This is a genomic window from Agromyces sp. H66 (genome assembly GCF_004959775.1).
Lineage (GTDB): Bacteria > Actinomycetota > Actinomycetes > Actinomycetales > Microbacteriaceae > Agromyces.
The window spans coordinates 276329-289942 of sequence record NZ_SJZG01000002.1; the positions used below are offsets into that span (position 1 = coordinate 276329).

Here is a 13614-nt window from a genome sequence, read left to right on the forward strand (position 1 = left end):
CTGATCCTATGCCCAAGGACCCCGCAGGCCACCTGATCCCCGGCCGTCTGTCGCCGACCCGTGAGGTGCCGGCCGGCATCGCCCGGCCCGAATACGTCGGCCGCGCCGCGCCGACACCCGGCGCGGGCGGCGATCGCTACACGGCCGAGGAGATCGAGCGCATCCGCGCGGCCGGTCGCATCGCCGCGGGAGCGATCGACGCCGCGGCATCCGCCATCCGGCCGGGAGTCACGACCGACGAGCTCGACCGCATCGTGCACGAGTACGTCGTCGCGCACGGCGCCTACCCCTCGACGCTCGGCTACCGCGGCTACCCGAAGTCGTCGTGCACCTCGGTCAACGAGGTCATCTGCCACGGCATCCCCGACGACACCGTGCTGGACGACGGCGACCTCGTCAACATCGACGTCACCGCGTACCTCGACGGGTACCACGGCGACCTCAACCACACGTTCCTCGTGGGCCGGGCCGACGAGCAGGCGGCGCTGCTCGTCGAGCGCACGCGGGAGGCGCTCGCACGCGGCATCCGCGCCGTCGCACCGGGTCGGCAGGTGAACGTGATCGGGCGCGCCATCGAGGCGTATGCGAAGCGCTTCGGCTACGGCGTCGTGCGCGACTACACCGGACACGGCGTCGGCCGGGCGTTCCACACGGGGCTCGTCATCCCCCACTACGACGCACCCGAGTTCGACACGATCATGGAGCCCGGCATGGTCTTCACGATCGAGCCGATGCTCACGCTCGGCGCGATCACGTGGGACGTCTGGGACGACGACTGGACGGTCGTCACCCGCGACCGGTCGCTCACCGCGCAGTTCGAGCACACCCTCGTCGTCACCGAGCGCGGCGCCGAGATCCTGACCCTCCCCTGAGGGTCGCTCCTCGTGCCCGCGATAGTGTGGCGCCATGGCGAGTGAGCACGCGATCGGCATCGACATCGGCGGCACGGGCATCAAGGGAGCGGTCGTCGACCTCGCCACCGGACGGCTCGTCAGCGAGCGGTTCAAGGTGCGCACGCCCGAGGGCGGCCGGCCCCGGGACATCCTGCGGGCGGCCGAGGAACTGCTGGCGGGCATCGCCGACGAGGCCGACGGCACGAAGCTGCCGCTCGGCCTGTGCTTCCCGGCGATCGTCAAGCACGGCCGCACCCTCTCGGCGGCGAACATCTCCGACGAGTGGATCGGCCTGCCAGCCGAGGAACTCTTCGAGCAGGCGCTCGGGCGTGAGATCCACTTCATCAACGATGCGGATGCCGCGGGCATCGCCGAGCTGCGGTACGGCGCGATCGCGGGCGTCGCCGGGGTCACGATCCTCACGACGCTCGGCACGGGGATCGGCTCGGCGATCATCAACGACGGCGTGCTCGTGCCGAACACCGAGCTCGGGCACCTCGAGCTCGACGGACACGACGCCGAACGCCGCGCCGCCTACTCGGCGATGGAGCGTGAGTCGCTGAGCTGGGAGCAGTGGGCCGAGCGGCTGCAGCGGTACTACTCGCACCTCGAGTTCCTCTTCTCCCCCGACCTGTTCGTCGTCGGCGGCGGCGTGTCGAAGCACCACGAGCAGTTCCTGTCGCTGCTCGACCTCCAGACGCCGATCGTGCCGGCCGTGCACCGCAACAACGCGGGCATCCTGGGGGCGGCGTCGCTCGCGACGCGGTAGGTGCGAATGGGCCGGCTGATACGCCGGGTTCTGTTCACCGGGCGCTTGCGCGACACCGGCTGGACGGCCATCTCTCTCGGAGTCACGTCACCGTGACCCTCCAGCGGCCTACCCGGGAACGGGACGGGCCGCCCCATGGTTCCCTGTCTGGCCTTGCTCCGGACGAGGTTTGCCGAGCCGACCGCGTCACCGCGGCCGCTGGTGGGCTCTTACCCCACCGTTTCACCCTTACCCCGGGCCTGCGCCCGGGGCGGTCTGCTTTCTGTGGCACTGTCTCGCGGGTTGCCCCGGGTGGGTGTTACCCACCGTCCTGCCCTGCGGAGCCCGGACGTTCCTCGGCATCCGCCACCGCGCCCGAAGACGCGGACCGGATGACGCGACCGTCTTGCCGACCCACTCGCATCGCCAGATTACAGCCCGAAGCTGGACTTCCGATCCATCGCCCGGTTCGCGAGGGCGTCGGCGCGCGAGTTCTCCAGGCGCGGCACCCACTCGAACGTCGCGTGCCGGCGGCCGATCAACTCCCGCGCCTCGCGGGCGATGTGCTGCATGTCGGGGTGCCTGATCTTCCACCGGCCCGACATCTGCTCCACCACGAGCTTCGAATCCATGCGCACGTGCACGGATGCCCCGGGGTCGATCTCGAACGCGCGACGCAGGCCCTCGAGCATCCCGCGGTACTCGGCCACGTTGTTGGTGGCCACGCCGACGTAGACGCCGATCTCCGCGAGCACCTCGCCGGATTCGCCGTCCATGACGATCGCCCCGCCCGCCGCGATGCCCGGGTTGCCCCGTGAGCCGCCGTCGGCCTCCACGATGAGCGTGCGCGACATCAGATGCCGGACTCCTCCGTGCGCACGAGGATGCGGTCGCAGTCGGGGCAGAGCAGGACGTCGTCGGCGGCCGCCCGGCGCACCGTGTCGAGGTCCGATCCGGTGAGGGTCATGTTGCAGCCCTGGCACGTGCGCTGGCGCAGGAGTGCCGCGCCGATGCCGGCGCCGCGCGCGCGACGCTGTTCGTAGAAGGCGAGGAGCTCGGCGGGCACGCCGCCCGCCACGACGTCGCGGTCGCGTTCGGCCGCCTCGCGTTCCTTCGTGAGGCCCGCGGCCGCTTCGTCGCGCTCGGCTTGGAGCTTCTCGACCTCGGACTCGATCGTGGCACGCTCCTCGTCGATGTCGGCGACCCGGAGCTCCGCGTCCTCGACGCGCTGCATGACGACGAGCTCCTGGTCTTCCAGGTCGGAGCGCCGTCGGGCGAGCGAGGCGAGCTCGGACTCCAGCGCCGTGACATCCTTCACCGACGACGTGTGCTGCAGCCGGTCGCCGTCACGGGCGATCCTTGCCTCGACGATCGCCACATCCGACTCGAGACGGGTCAGCTCGGCACGGGCTCCCTCGAGGGCGCCGACGGCCTCCGCGCGCGTGCCGCGCACGGCCGTGTGGCGCTTGGCGAGCTCGGCGAGCGGTGCGGTCTGCGGGAGTGCGCCCAACCGGTGGGCCAACTGCTGGAGGCGGGTGTCGAGGGACTGCAGCCGGAGCAGTTCCTGCTGGTCGGCGGGGCTTGCCTTCACGTGGTGCTCCTCGTGGGGTCGGAGTGGGAAGTGGAAATCATTGCACGACCTGGAAGTCCCACGGGTCGGTGCGCAGTTCGCTCACGCGGACCTCGAGGTCGGGGTGTTCGGCGCGCAACTGCGCGGCGGCCTCGTCGAGCCAGAGCCATTCGCTGGCCCAGTGCGACACGTCGATGAGCGCGGGCCCGCCACCGAGGAGAGCCTGTTCGCGGGCCTCGGATGCCGGGTGGTGACGCAGGTCGGCCGTCACGTAGACGTCGGCCGCACGCACCGCGGGGTCGCCGAGCAGCGAGTCGCCCGCCCCGCCGCACACCGCCACGGTCTCGACCGGGGCGTCGAACTCACCGGAGGCGCGCACGCCGGTCGCCGTGGCGGGCAGGATCTCGGCGAGGCGGCGGGCGAGCCGGCCGAGCGTGGTGGGTTCCGCGAGCCGGCCCACGCGCCCGAGGCCGAGGGCCGGGTCGGCGCCGGGCACGATCGGTCGCGCGTCGAGCAGGCCGAGGCGGCCGGCGAGCACCGCCGAGGTGCCGCGCTCGACGACGTCGGCGTTGGTGTGCGCCGCGAGGAGCGCGCATCGCGCACGGATCAGGCGCGCGAGCAGGGCGCCCTTGTAGCGGTCCTCCGCGATGGTCGTCACCCCGCGCAGCAGCAGCGGGTGGTGCGTGATGAGGAGGTCGGCGTGGGCCTCGATCGCCTCGTCGACCGTGCTGCCCACGGCGTCGACGGCCAGGAGCACACGTTCGACCGGGGCATCCGGATCACCGGTGACCAGGCCCGGCGCGTCCCATGGCTCGGCGCCCTCGAGCGGCCAGAGTCGATCGATCGTGGACATGACCTCGGCGAGTACGACTGGCACCCGCCCAGCCTATCGTCGCCGGTACCTCGGGCCCCGGCGGTCGTCAGGCGGGCACCGGCGGGTCGGTTCGTCCTTCGAGCGCCGTGATGCAACGGCCCAGGTAGTCGAGGAGGTCGAGGCGTTCGGCCTCGGTGAGACCGGAGATCATGAGGTCGTCGATCGCGGCGACGCGGCCGGATGCCTCGGCGAGGAGCCGTACGCCCGATTCGGTGAGCACGACCGGACGCGCGCGACCCGACGGGGCCACGTCGGCTCGCGTCACGAGGCCCCGATCCTGGAGGCCGCGCAGCACCGCGTTCATGGTCTGGCGGGTCACGAATGCCCCCCGCGCGAGCTCGGAGGCCGAGATCCCCGGCGTGCGCTGCAGCAGCTCGAGGCACGCGTACTGCGGCGTCGTCACGCCGAGCGGCCGGAGCACATCATCGATCCGGGTGCGCAGGGCGGACTGGGCTCGCTTCAGGACGTAGCCGATGACCTCCCCGAGGTCGTCCAACGTCGGTCGCATGTCAGTAGCCTGACATAGAGTTCATATGTCAGGGTACTGACATGTGGATGTCAAAGCCCTGACATGCATCCCCGCTTCGAGAACTGGAGAACACCATGACCGTGACCGGACCCGACTTCATCGCACTGCAGGTGCGCGATGTGCCGCGCGCTGCGGCCTTCTACGAGCAGCGGCTCGGTCTCACGCGCGCCGCCGCGTCTCCGCCCGGCGCCGTCGTCTTCGCCACGAGCCCCATCCCGTTCGCGGTGCGCGAGCCGCTTCCCGGCGTCGACCTCGATTCCGGCCGACCCGGTCTCGGCGTCGCCCTGTGGCTGCATGCCGACGACGCTCGGTCGCTCCACGACACGCTGGCCTCGAGCGGGGTGCACATCGTCGCGGCCCCGGCCGACGGCCCGTTCGGCGCGACCTTCAGCTTCCTCGACCCCGACGGCTACACCGTGACGGTCCACGACGGGCGCTGACTCGACGCGAGGCTGAATGGTGGGCCCTGCCGGGCTCGAACCGACGACATCCACGGTGTAAACGTGGCGCTCTACCAACTGAGCTAAAGGCCCCCGCGCCGACCGGCGCATGCCAATGCTATCCCGGTCGGCCGGTGGTGGGCGCGCCGCGGCGAGCCCGGATCAGGCGGAGACGCCGGCCAGCGCCTCGCGGTACTGTTGGAGCGATCGGGCCTGACCGCGCGGCGTCGCGAAGCTCGCTCGCACCACCCCATCGGTGCCGATGACGAACGTCGCCCGGCGGGCGACGCCGTTCGTGTCGTCGAACGCGCCGTAGGCGTCGGCGACCTCGCCGTGCGGCCAGAAATCCGCGAGGAGCGGGAAGTCGTACGACTGCGCCTCGCTCCACGCCCGGAGGGTGTGCTTGGAATCCACGGACACCGCCACGAGCTGCGTGCCGCCGGCCTCGAACATCGAGAAGTTGTCGCGCAGCTCGCACAATTCGCCCTGGCAGATGCCCGAGAAGGCGAGCGGGAAGAATACGAGGGTGACCGGCCCGTCGGCGAGCAGCGCGTCGAGCCGGACGGTCTGCCCGAACTGGCTCGAGAGCGAGAACTCGGGGGCCCGGCTGCCGGGTTGCAGGATCATCGGATGTCTCGCTTCCAGTGTTCACGCGGCATGACGGGCACTCAGCCTAGCCCCCGCATGCGGGGCATAGAATCACTAGGATGGCGTGGTGCCACGCGACCGTGATCCGGTCCCTCCGTCGTGCGCACGTCCCACACCCGCAGGCATGATCTGCTGAAGAGAGAGGTCGAGTGTGACTGTCAACGACCAGGACCCCTACTCGGTCGAGGCGATGGACTCGGATCCCGAGGAGACATCCGAATGGGCCGAATCCCTCGACGCTCTCGTCTCCGAGAAGGGGCACCAGCGTGGTCGCGAGATCATGCTGAGCCTGCTGAAGCGCTCGAAGGAGCTGCACCTCGGCGTGCCCATGGTCCCGACGACGGACTACCTCAACACCATCGCCCCCGAGAACGAACCCGACTTCCCCGGTGACGAGGAGATCGAGCGCCGCTTCCGTGCCTGGATCCGCTGGAACGCCGCGGTCACCGTGCACCGCGCGCAGCGTCCGGGCATCGCGGTCGGCGGCCACATCTCCACGTACGCGTCGTCGGCCTCGCTCTACGAGGTCGGCTTCAACCACTTCTTCCGCGGCCAGGACCACCCGGGCGGCGGCGACCAGGTCTTCATCCAGGGTCACGCCTCCCCCGGCATCTACGCGCGTGCGTTCCTCGAAGGCCGTCTCTCCACCGACCAGCTCGACGGCTTCCGTCAGGAGAAGTCGCACGCGCCGAACGGCATCTCGTCGTATCCGCACCCGCGGCTCATGCCCGACTTCTGGCAGTTCCCGACGGTGTCGATGGGCCTCGGCCCGATCAACGCCATCTGGCAGGCGCAGCTCAACAAGTACCTCACCAATCGCGGCATCAGGGACGCCTCCGACCAGCACGTCTGGGCGTTCCTCGGCGACGGCGAGATGGACGAGATCGAGAGCCGCGGTCAATTGCAGGTCGCCGCGAACGAGGGTCTCGACAATCTCACGTTCGTCATCAACGCGAACCTGCAGCGACTCGACGGGCCGGTGCGCGGCAACGGGAAGATCATCCAGGAGCTCGAGAGCTTCTTCCGCGGCGCCGGCTGGAACGTCATCAAGGTCGTCTGGGGCCGCGAATGGGATGACCTGCTCGCGCGCGACCACGACGGTGCCCTCCGCAACCTCATGAACGTCACGCCCGACGGCGACTACCAGACCTACAAGGCGGAGTCCGGCGCCTACGTGCGCGAGAACTTCTTCGGTCGCGACCCGCGCGCGCTCGAGCTCGTCAAGGACCTCACCGACGACGAGGTGTGGGGCCTCAAGCGCGGCGGCCACGATTACCGCAAGGTGTACGCGGCGTTCAAGGCCGCCATGGAGCACAAGGGCCAGCCCACCGTCATCATCGCGAAGACGATCAAGGGCTACGGGCTCGGTCCCGCCTTCGAGGGCCGCAACGCGACCCACCAGATGAAGAAGATGACGCTCGACAACCTGAAGACCTTCAGGGACACCATGCGCATCCCGATCTCCGACGCACAGCTCGAGGAGAACCCCTACCTCCCGCCGTACTACCACCCCGGCAACGACGACGAGGCCATCCAGTACCTGCACGAGCGCCGTCGCGCGCTCGGCGGATACCTGCCCGAGCGCCGCACGACGCACACCGCGATCACGCTGCCCGACGACTCGGCCTACGCGATCGCGAAGAAGGGCTCGGGCACGCAGGAGATCGCCACCACCATGGCCTTCGTGCGCCTGCTGAAGGACCTCATGCGTTCGAAGGACTTCGGCAACCGCATCGTGCCGATCATCCCCGACGAGGCGCGCACGTTCGGCATGGACGCGTTCTTCCCGAATGCGAAGATCTACAACCCGAACGGCCAGCACTACACCTCGGTCGACCGGGAACTCCTGCTCGCCTACAAGGAGAGCCCGCAGGGGCAGATCCTGCACGTCGGCATCAACGAGGCTGGCGCGCTGGCCGCGTTCACGGCGGTCGGCACGTCGTATTCGACGCAGGGCGAGCCGCTCATCCCGATCTACGTCTTCTACTCGATGTTCGGGTTCCAGCGCACGGGCGATGCGATCTGGGCCGCCGGCGACCAGATGAGCCGCGGCTTCATGATCGGTGCGACCGCCGGACGCACGACGCTGACGGGCGAGGGCCTCCAGCACGCCGACGGGCATTCGCTGCTCCTCGCCGCCACGAATCCCGCGGTGGTCTCGTACGACCCGGCCTACGGCTACGAGATCGGGCACATCGTTCGCGCCGGCCTCGACCGGATGTACGGCGGATCGCACCCCGACCCCAACGTGATGTACTACCTGACGGTGTACAACGAGCCCATCGTGCAGCCAGCCGAGCCCGAGGGCGTCGACGTCGAGGGCATCGTGCGAGGCATCCACCGCATCGCGGACTCGCAGGTGCAGGGACCGAAGGCGCAGCTGCTCGCCTCGGGCGTCGCCGTGCCGTGGGCGCTCGAGGCCAAGCACCTCCTCGAGACGGACTGGGGCATCTCGGCCGACGTGTGGTCGGTCACCAGCTGGACCGAGCTGCGCCGCGACGGCATGGCCGCCGACGAGCACAACTTCCTGAACCCCGACGCCGAGCGCCGCACGCCGTACCTCACGCAGAAGCTCGAGGGGTCCTCGGGACCGGTCGTCGCAGTGTCGGACTTCATGCACGCCGTTCCCGACCAGATCCGCGCCTACGTGCCCAGCGACTTCGCGACGCTCGGGGCCGACGGCTTCGGCTTCTCCGACACGCGTCCGGCGGCCCGCCGGTTCTTCAAGATCGACGGCCCCTCGGTGGCGGTGCGCGCACTCGAACTCCTCGCGGAGCGAGGCGAGGTCGACCGCTCACTCCCGGCGCAGGCCATCGAGAAGTACCGGCTGCACGACGTGAACGCCGGCACCACCGGGACGGCCGGCGGCGAGAGCTAGCAGGCGACGAGGTGGCGGCGAAGTCCAGGACGAAAGCGGAGACGCTGGCGTGGTTGCGCACCATTGCGGGCGAGCTGTCGACCCAGACCCTGAAGCGCCTCGAGGATACGCTCCCGTGGTACGGCGACATGCCGCCCAGCCGACGTTCGGCCGTGGGGCTCGTCGCCCAGGCCGGCATCTCGTCGTTCATCGCGTGGTTCGAGGATCCGCGGTCGACGCCGTGGATCGCGGCCGACGTGTTCGGGGCCGCCCCGCGTGAGCTCCTCCGCTCGGTGAGCCTGCAGCAGACGCTGCAGCTCATCCGCGTCACGGTGGAGGTCGTGGAGGACCGCGTCGTGAAGGACGGCGGCGAGGCGCTGCGCGAGGCGATCCTGCTCTACTCGCGCGAGATCGCCTTCGCCGCCGCCGACGTCTACGCGCGCGCCGCCGAGGCGCGCGGCCTCTGGGATGCGCGCCTCGAGGCGCTCGTCGTCGACTCGATCCTCTCGGGCGAGTACGACGACGAACTTCCGAGTCGCATCGCCGCGCTGGGCTGGCACGGCCACGGCGAGGTCGCCGTGCTCGTCGGCACGGCGCCGAAGCAGCTCGATGTCGACCACGTGCGGCGGGCGGCCCGGCACATGCACGCCGATGTGCTCATCGGGGTGCAGGGCAACCGGCTGGTGCTCGTGATCGGTCGCTCCGATCCGCTCGGACGCGAGCCCGAGGAGTCGATCGGCACGTCGCCGGCGCTCACCTTCATGGAGATCGCCACCCAGCTCGAGCCGCACTTCGGCCCCGGCCACCTGGTGCTCGGCCACGAGGTGCCGAACCTCGTCGACGCGTCGAAGAGCGCGAAGGCCGCGCTCGCGGGCTTCGCGGTCGCGCGGTCGTGGCGGCACGCGCCGCGGCCCGTGCACGCCGACGACCTGCTGCCCGAGCGGGCGCTGGCGGGCGATCCGCTCGCGCGCGCCACGCTCGTGCACCGCATCTACCGGCCGCTGCAGGCGCACTCGACCGAGCTGCTCACCACCCTCTGGAGCTACCTCGACAACGGCCGGTCGCTCGAGGCCACGGCCCGCGAGCTGTTCGTGCACCCCAACACGGTGCGGTACCGGTTGAAGCGCGTCTCCGACGTGATCGGCTGGGATGCCACCGGCGCTCGCGAGGCCCTGATCCTGCAGGCCGCGCTCATCATCGGTTCGATGAGCGACCACGAGCACACGCCACGGCGCCGTCCGTCGTGACGCGCGCCTCGCGCGTGTCATGTGGGCCACGCACAAGGCTTTCGGCGAGAGCTTGTCGTAACGACACACACCCGGGCCGACGGGGATTGGCAGGATAGGGAGCGTGATCGTCGTCGTCTGCCCTGGACAGGGCTCGCAGACCCCCGGATTCCTCACCCCCTGGCTCACCGAACCGGCCTACGCCGAGCGGCTCGACGCCCTCTCCGAGGCCGCGGGCGTCGATCTCGCGACCCACGGCACCGTGAGCGACGCCGACACGATCCGCGACACCGCGATCGCCCAGCCGCTCATCGTCGCGGCGGGCCTCATCACGCTCGGCGGCCTGCTCGCCGACGGCCGCGGCGCCCGCATCGGCGGCATCGCCGGGCACTCGGTCGGCGAGATCACCGCCGCCGTCGGCGCCGGCGTCCTGCAGGAGGCCGACGCGATGCACTTCGTCGCCGAGCGGGGCCGAGCGATGGCGGATGCCGCTGCGCTCGCGCCGACCGGCATGAGCGCCGTCATCGGCGCCGACGAGCCGGCACTGCTCGCCCGCCTGGACGAGCTCGGACTCGAGCCCGCGAACTTCAACGGCGGCGGCCAGATCGTGGTCGCGGGCGCACTCGACGCGCTCGAGGCGCTCAAGGCCGCGCCCCCCGCCGGTGCCCGGGTCATCCCGCTGCAGGTCGCCGGCGCCTTCCACACCCGCTACATGCAGCCGGCGGTCGAGCGGCTCGCCGCCGTGGCGGCGGCCGTTCACGACGTCGCCGATCCCGGCGTGACGCTCTGGACGAACCACGACGGCAGCCCCGTGGCATCCGGTGCCGCCTTCGTCGACCTGCTCGTGGGGCAGGTCTCCTCCCCGGTGCGCTGGGACCGCTGCATGGAGTCGTTCGCCGCCGCCGGCATCACCGGCCTGATCGAGGTCGCCCCGGCGGGCGCGCTCGTCGGCCTCGCCAAGCGCGCACTCAAGGGCGTTCCGACCGTCGCGGTGAAGACGCCCGACGACCTGCCCGCCGCCATCGAGCTCATCGACCAGGCCGCCTGATCCCGGGCACGACGAGCGGCACACACGAGAGATTGGCGAGCATGACCAGACCCACACTCCAGCAGTCGCACGGCCCCGCCTACACGCGCATCTACGCGGTCGGGGCGGCGCGCGGCGAGAACGCCGTGCCGAACGACGACCTCGTCGGACCGATCGACTCCTCCGACGAGTGGATCCAGCAGCGCACGGGCATCATCACCCGCACGCGCGCCGGAGCCGACGTGGAGGCCATCGACCTCGCCACGGATGCCGCACGCGAGGCCATCGAGAAGTCGGGCGTGGCCCCCGAGCTCATCGACCTCGTCATCGTCGCGACCATCTCGAACGTGCAGCAGACGCCGTCCATCGCCGCGGTGGTCGCCGACCGGGTCGGCGCCAACCCGGCCGCGGCCTACGACGAGAACGCCGCGTGCGCGGGCTACGCCTACGCGGTCGCCCAGGCCGATGCGCTCATCCGCACCGGCCTGGCGCACTACGCACTCGTCATCGGCGCCGAGAAGCTCTCGAACGTGGTCGACCCGACTGACCGGTCGATCTCGTTCCTCCTCGGCGACGGCGCGGGTGCCGTGGTCATCGGCCCGAGCGACTTCCCGGGCATCGCCCGCACGATCTGGGGCTCCGACGGCTCGAAGGCCGACGCCGTCGGCATGAACCACACCCTCACCGAGTTCCGCGAGGGCCGCTCGGAGTGGCCCACGCTCCGCCAGGAGGGCCCGACCGTGTTCCGTTGGGCCGTGTGGGACATGGCCAAGGTCGCGAAGCAGGCACTGGATGCCGCGGGCGTGACGAGCGCCGACCTCGCGGCGTTCATCCCCCACCAGGCCAACATGCGCATCATCGACGAGTTCGCGAAGCAGCTCAAGCTGCCCGAATCGGTCGTGATCGCCCGCGACATCGCGACGACCGGCAACACCTCGGCCGCCTCGATCCCGCTTGCGACCCACCGGTTGCTGCAGGAGCATCCGGAGCTCTCGGGCGGCCTCGCCCTCCAGATCGGCTTCGGTGCCGGACTCGTGTTCGGCGCCCAAGTGGTGGTTCTTCCCTGAACCGCCGACCATCGTCCATCTAGACTGTGTCTCGGTCAAACGAGACACCCCCAAGGAGAAGAACAATGGCATTGTCCACCGAAGAAGTTCTTGCCGGCCTGGCCGAGCTCATCAACGACGAGACCGGCATTGCGACCGACACGGTTGAGCTGGACAAGTCGTTCACCGATGACCTCGACATCGACTCCATCTCGATGATGACGATCGTCGTCAACGCCGAGGAGAAGTTCGACGTCAAGATCCCCGACGAAGAGGTCAAGAACCTCAAGACCGTCGGCGACGCCGTCGACTTCATCGTCAAGGCCCAGGCCTAGTCGCTGCTCGGGCGGGTCGCACGACGTGCGTGCGGCCCGCCTTCCGCATGACCTTTCCCTCCTACGGAGTGCTCTCGAATGACCAAGAAGATCGTGATCACCGGTGTCGGCGCGACCTCGCCGCTCGGTGGAACCGCCCGCGACAGCTGGAACGCGCTGCTCGCCGGTGAGTCCGGTGCCCGCCACCTCGACCAGGAGTGGGCCACGGAGCTCGATCTCCCGGTGACGTTCGCCGCCACCGCCAAGGTGGCGACGGCCGACATCCTGGAGCGCCACGAACTGAAGCGCCTCGACCCGTCGAGCCAGTTCGCCCTCATCGCCGGCCGCGAGGCCTGGGCCGACGCCGGTGCGCCCGAGGTCGCTCCCGAGCGACTCGCGGTCGACTGGTCGACGGGCATCGGCGGCGTGTGGACCCTCCTCGACGCATGGGACACGCTGCGCGAGCGCGGCCCCCGTCGCGTGCTTCCCATGACGGTGCCCATGCTCATGCCCAACGGGCCCGGCGCGGCCATCGGCATGGACCTGCACGCGCGTGCCGGCATCCGCACCGTCGTGTCGGCGTGCGCCTCGAGCACCGAGGCACTCGTCAACGCCTACGACCACCTGCAGCAGGGCCTCGCCGACGTCGTCATCGCCGGAGGTTCGGAGGCAGCCATCCACCCGCTCCCGATCGCCGCGTTCGCCGCCATGCAGGCGCTCTCCCGGCGCAACGACGAGCCCGCGATCGCCTCGAGGCCGTACGACCTCGGCCGCGACGGCTTCGTCCTCGGCGAGGGCGCTGCGGCACTCGTCATCGAGACCGAGGAGCACGCCAAGGCGCGCGGCGCCCGCATCTACGCCGAGCTGCTCGGCGGTTCGGTCACGAGCGACGCCTACCACATCACCGCACCCGACCCCGAGGGTTCGGCCGCCGCACGCGCGATGAAGCAGGCCATCGAGGGCGCCGGGGCCGCGCTCACCGACGTGGCGCACATCAACGCGCACGCGACGAGCACGCCCGTCGGCGACATCGCCGAGTACAACGCGCTGCGCCGGGTGTTCGGTGACGCGCTCGACGGCATCCCCGTCACCGCCACGAAGGCGTCGACCGGGCACCTGCTCGGCGGCGCCGGGGCGATCGAAGCGCTCTTCACGGTGATGGCGCTCCACGAGCGCACCATGCCGCCCACTATCAACCTCACGGAGCAGGACCCCGAGATCCCGCTCGACGTCGTCACCTCGCCGCGCGCGCTGGGCGACGGCGACCTGATCGCGATCTCGAACTCGTTCGGCTTCGGCGGGCACAATGCGGTGGCGGCGTTCCGCACGGCCTGAGCGGGTCCGCACCCGCGCGCGGTCGGTTCGCGCATGAGAAGACCCCGGTCGCCTGAGGCGCCGGGGTCTTCTCCATCGCAGGCCCGCGGTTTCGGTCGTGCGTCGCC

General features: G+C 70.5%; 14 protein-coding genes, 1 tRNA gene and 1 other RNA gene. 9 read left to right on the top strand and 7 right to left on the bottom strand.

Annotated features, from left to right (window positions below):
* The first annotated feature begins 8 nt into the window (after positions 1-8).
* Positions 9-872, top strand: coding sequence for a type I methionyl aminopeptidase (map, locus tag EZM51_RS04590; protein ID WP_136707063.1), 864 nt, complete (start codon positions 9-11; stop codon positions 870-872).
* A gap of 34 nt (positions 873-906) precedes the next feature.
* On the top strand, positions 907-1662 hold the full coding sequence (gene ppgK, locus EZM51_RS04595) for a polyphosphate--glucose phosphotransferase (RefSeq protein WP_136707064.1): 756 nt from the start codon (positions 907-909) through the stop codon (positions 1660-1662).
* A gap of 3 nt (positions 1663-1665) precedes the next feature.
* Here the strand turns inward: ppgK and rnpB are convergent.
* The 5 genes from rnpB to EZM51_RS04620 form a co-directional block, all read right to left on the bottom strand.
* Positions 1666-2058, bottom strand: an RNA gene (gene rnpB, locus EZM51_RS04600) — RNase P RNA component class A.
* Positions 2059-2072: 14 nt separating this feature from the next.
* A complete protein-coding gene (locus tag EZM51_RS04605; protein ID WP_136707065.1) occupies positions 2073-2495 on the bottom strand; it encodes a reverse transcriptase-like protein in 423 nt (140 codons plus the stop codon).
* The gene (locus EZM51_RS04610) at positions 2495-3232 is read right to left on the bottom strand and encodes a C4-type zinc ribbon domain-containing protein (protein WP_136707066.1); all 738 of its coding nucleotides are present in this window, start codon (positions 3230-3232) and stop codon (positions 2495-2497) included. The genes EZM51_RS04605 and EZM51_RS04610 overlap by 1 nt, the downstream gene beginning before the upstream one ends.
* A 37-nt stretch (positions 3233-3269) precedes the next feature.
* Positions 3270-4088, bottom strand: coding sequence for a Nif3-like dinuclear metal center hexameric protein (locus tag EZM51_RS04615; RefSeq protein WP_136707067.1), 819 nt, complete (start codon positions 4086-4088; stop codon positions 3270-3272).
* A 43-nt stretch (positions 4089-4131) separates the two neighbouring features.
* The gene (locus EZM51_RS04620; protein WP_136707068.1) at positions 4132-4593 is read right to left on the bottom strand and encodes a MarR family transcriptional regulator; all 462 of its coding nucleotides are present in this window, start codon (positions 4591-4593) and stop codon (positions 4132-4134) included.
* Positions 4594-4688: 95 nt separating this feature from the next.
* Between EZM51_RS04620 and EZM51_RS04625 the strand changes: the two genes are divergently transcribed.
* Positions 4689-5054, top strand: a complete 366-nt coding sequence (locus EZM51_RS04625; RefSeq protein ID WP_136707069.1) for a VOC family protein — start codon at positions 4689-4691, stop codon at positions 5052-5054.
* Positions 5055-5071: 17 nt separating this feature from the next.
* Here the strand turns inward: EZM51_RS04625 and EZM51_RS04630 are convergent.
* Together EZM51_RS04630 and EZM51_RS04635 are read right to left on the bottom strand one after the other, a co-directional pair.
* A tRNA-Val gene (locus EZM51_RS04630) sits at positions 5072-5147 on the bottom strand.
* Positions 5148-5216: 69 nt separating this feature from the next.
* Positions 5217-5681 (bottom strand): peroxiredoxin, encoded by a 465-nt coding sequence (locus EZM51_RS04635; RefSeq protein ID WP_136707070.1) that lies wholly within the window; start codon positions 5679-5681, stop codon positions 5217-5219.
* A 172-nt stretch (positions 5682-5853) separates the two neighbouring features.
* Between EZM51_RS04635 and aceE the strand changes: the two genes are divergently transcribed.
* The 6 genes from aceE to EZM51_RS04665 all read left to right on the top strand — a co-directional run bounded on the left by aceE (position 5854) and on the right by EZM51_RS04665 (position 13507).
* Positions 5854-8580: a pyruvate dehydrogenase (acetyl-transferring), homodimeric type gene (gene aceE / locus EZM51_RS04640; RefSeq protein ID WP_136707071.1), complete on the top strand. Its 2727-nt coding sequence runs from the start codon at positions 5854-5856 to the stop codon at positions 8578-8580.
* 53 nt (positions 8581-8633) lie between these two features.
* Positions 8634-9806 carry a helix-turn-helix domain-containing protein gene (locus EZM51_RS04645; RefSeq protein WP_211195813.1) on the top strand — a complete coding sequence of 391 codons (1173 nt, stop codon included), beginning with the start codon at positions 8634-8636 and terminating at the stop codon, positions 9804-9806.
* A gap of 103 nt (positions 9807-9909) precedes the next feature.
* Positions 9910-10833, top strand: a complete 924-nt coding sequence (locus EZM51_RS04650; RefSeq protein ID WP_136707073.1) for an ACP S-malonyltransferase — start codon at positions 9910-9912, stop codon at positions 10831-10833.
* Between the two features lie 41 nt (positions 10834-10874).
* A complete protein-coding gene (locus EZM51_RS04655; RefSeq protein WP_136707074.1) occupies positions 10875-11879 on the top strand; it encodes a beta-ketoacyl-ACP synthase III in 1005 nt (334 codons plus the stop codon).
* Positions 11880-11944: 65 nt separating this feature from the next.
* The gene (locus EZM51_RS04660; protein ID WP_056731598.1) at positions 11945-12193 is read left to right on the top strand and encodes an acyl carrier protein; all 249 of its coding nucleotides are present in this window, start codon (positions 11945-11947) and stop codon (positions 12191-12193) included.
* 78 nt (positions 12194-12271) lie between these two features.
* Positions 12272-13507, top strand: a complete 1236-nt coding sequence (locus tag EZM51_RS04665; protein WP_136707075.1) for a beta-ketoacyl-[acyl-carrier-protein] synthase family protein — start codon at positions 12272-12274, stop codon at positions 13505-13507.
* Positions 13508-13614: the final 107 nt, after the last annotated feature.

Bases quoted from the DNA above. Each gene is read 5' to 3' on its own strand.
- map (WP_136707063.1), top strand. From the start codon at position 9: ATGCCCAAGGACCCCGCAGGCCACCTGATCCCCGGCCGTCTGTCGCCG.
- ppgK (WP_136707064.1), top strand. From the start codon at position 907: ATGGCGAGTGAGCACGCGATCGGCATCGACATCGGCGGCACGGGCATC.
- EZM51_RS04605 (WP_136707065.1), bottom strand. From the start codon at position 2,495: ATGTCGCGCACGCTCATCGTGGAGGCCGACGGCGGCTCACGGGGCAAC.
- EZM51_RS04620 (WP_136707068.1), bottom strand. From the start codon at position 4,593: ATGCGACCGACGTTGGACGACCTCGGGGAGGTCATCGGCTACGTCCTG.
- EZM51_RS04625 (WP_136707069.1), top strand. From the start codon at position 4,689: ATGACCGTGACCGGACCCGACTTCATCGCACTGCAGGTGCGCGATGTG.
- EZM51_RS04635 (WP_136707070.1), bottom strand. From the start codon at position 5,681: ATGATCCTGCAACCCGGCAGCCGGGCCCCCGAGTTCTCGCTCTCGAGC.
- EZM51_RS04655 (WP_136707074.1), top strand. From the start codon at position 10,875: ATGACCAGACCCACACTCCAGCAGTCGCACGGCCCCGCCTACACGCGC.
- EZM51_RS04660 (WP_056731598.1), top strand. From the start codon at position 11,945: ATGGCATTGTCCACCGAAGAAGTTCTTGCCGGCCTGGCCGAGCTCATC.
- EZM51_RS04665 (WP_136707075.1), top strand. From the start codon at position 12,272: ATGACCAAGAAGATCGTGATCACCGGTGTCGGCGCGACCTCGCCGCTC.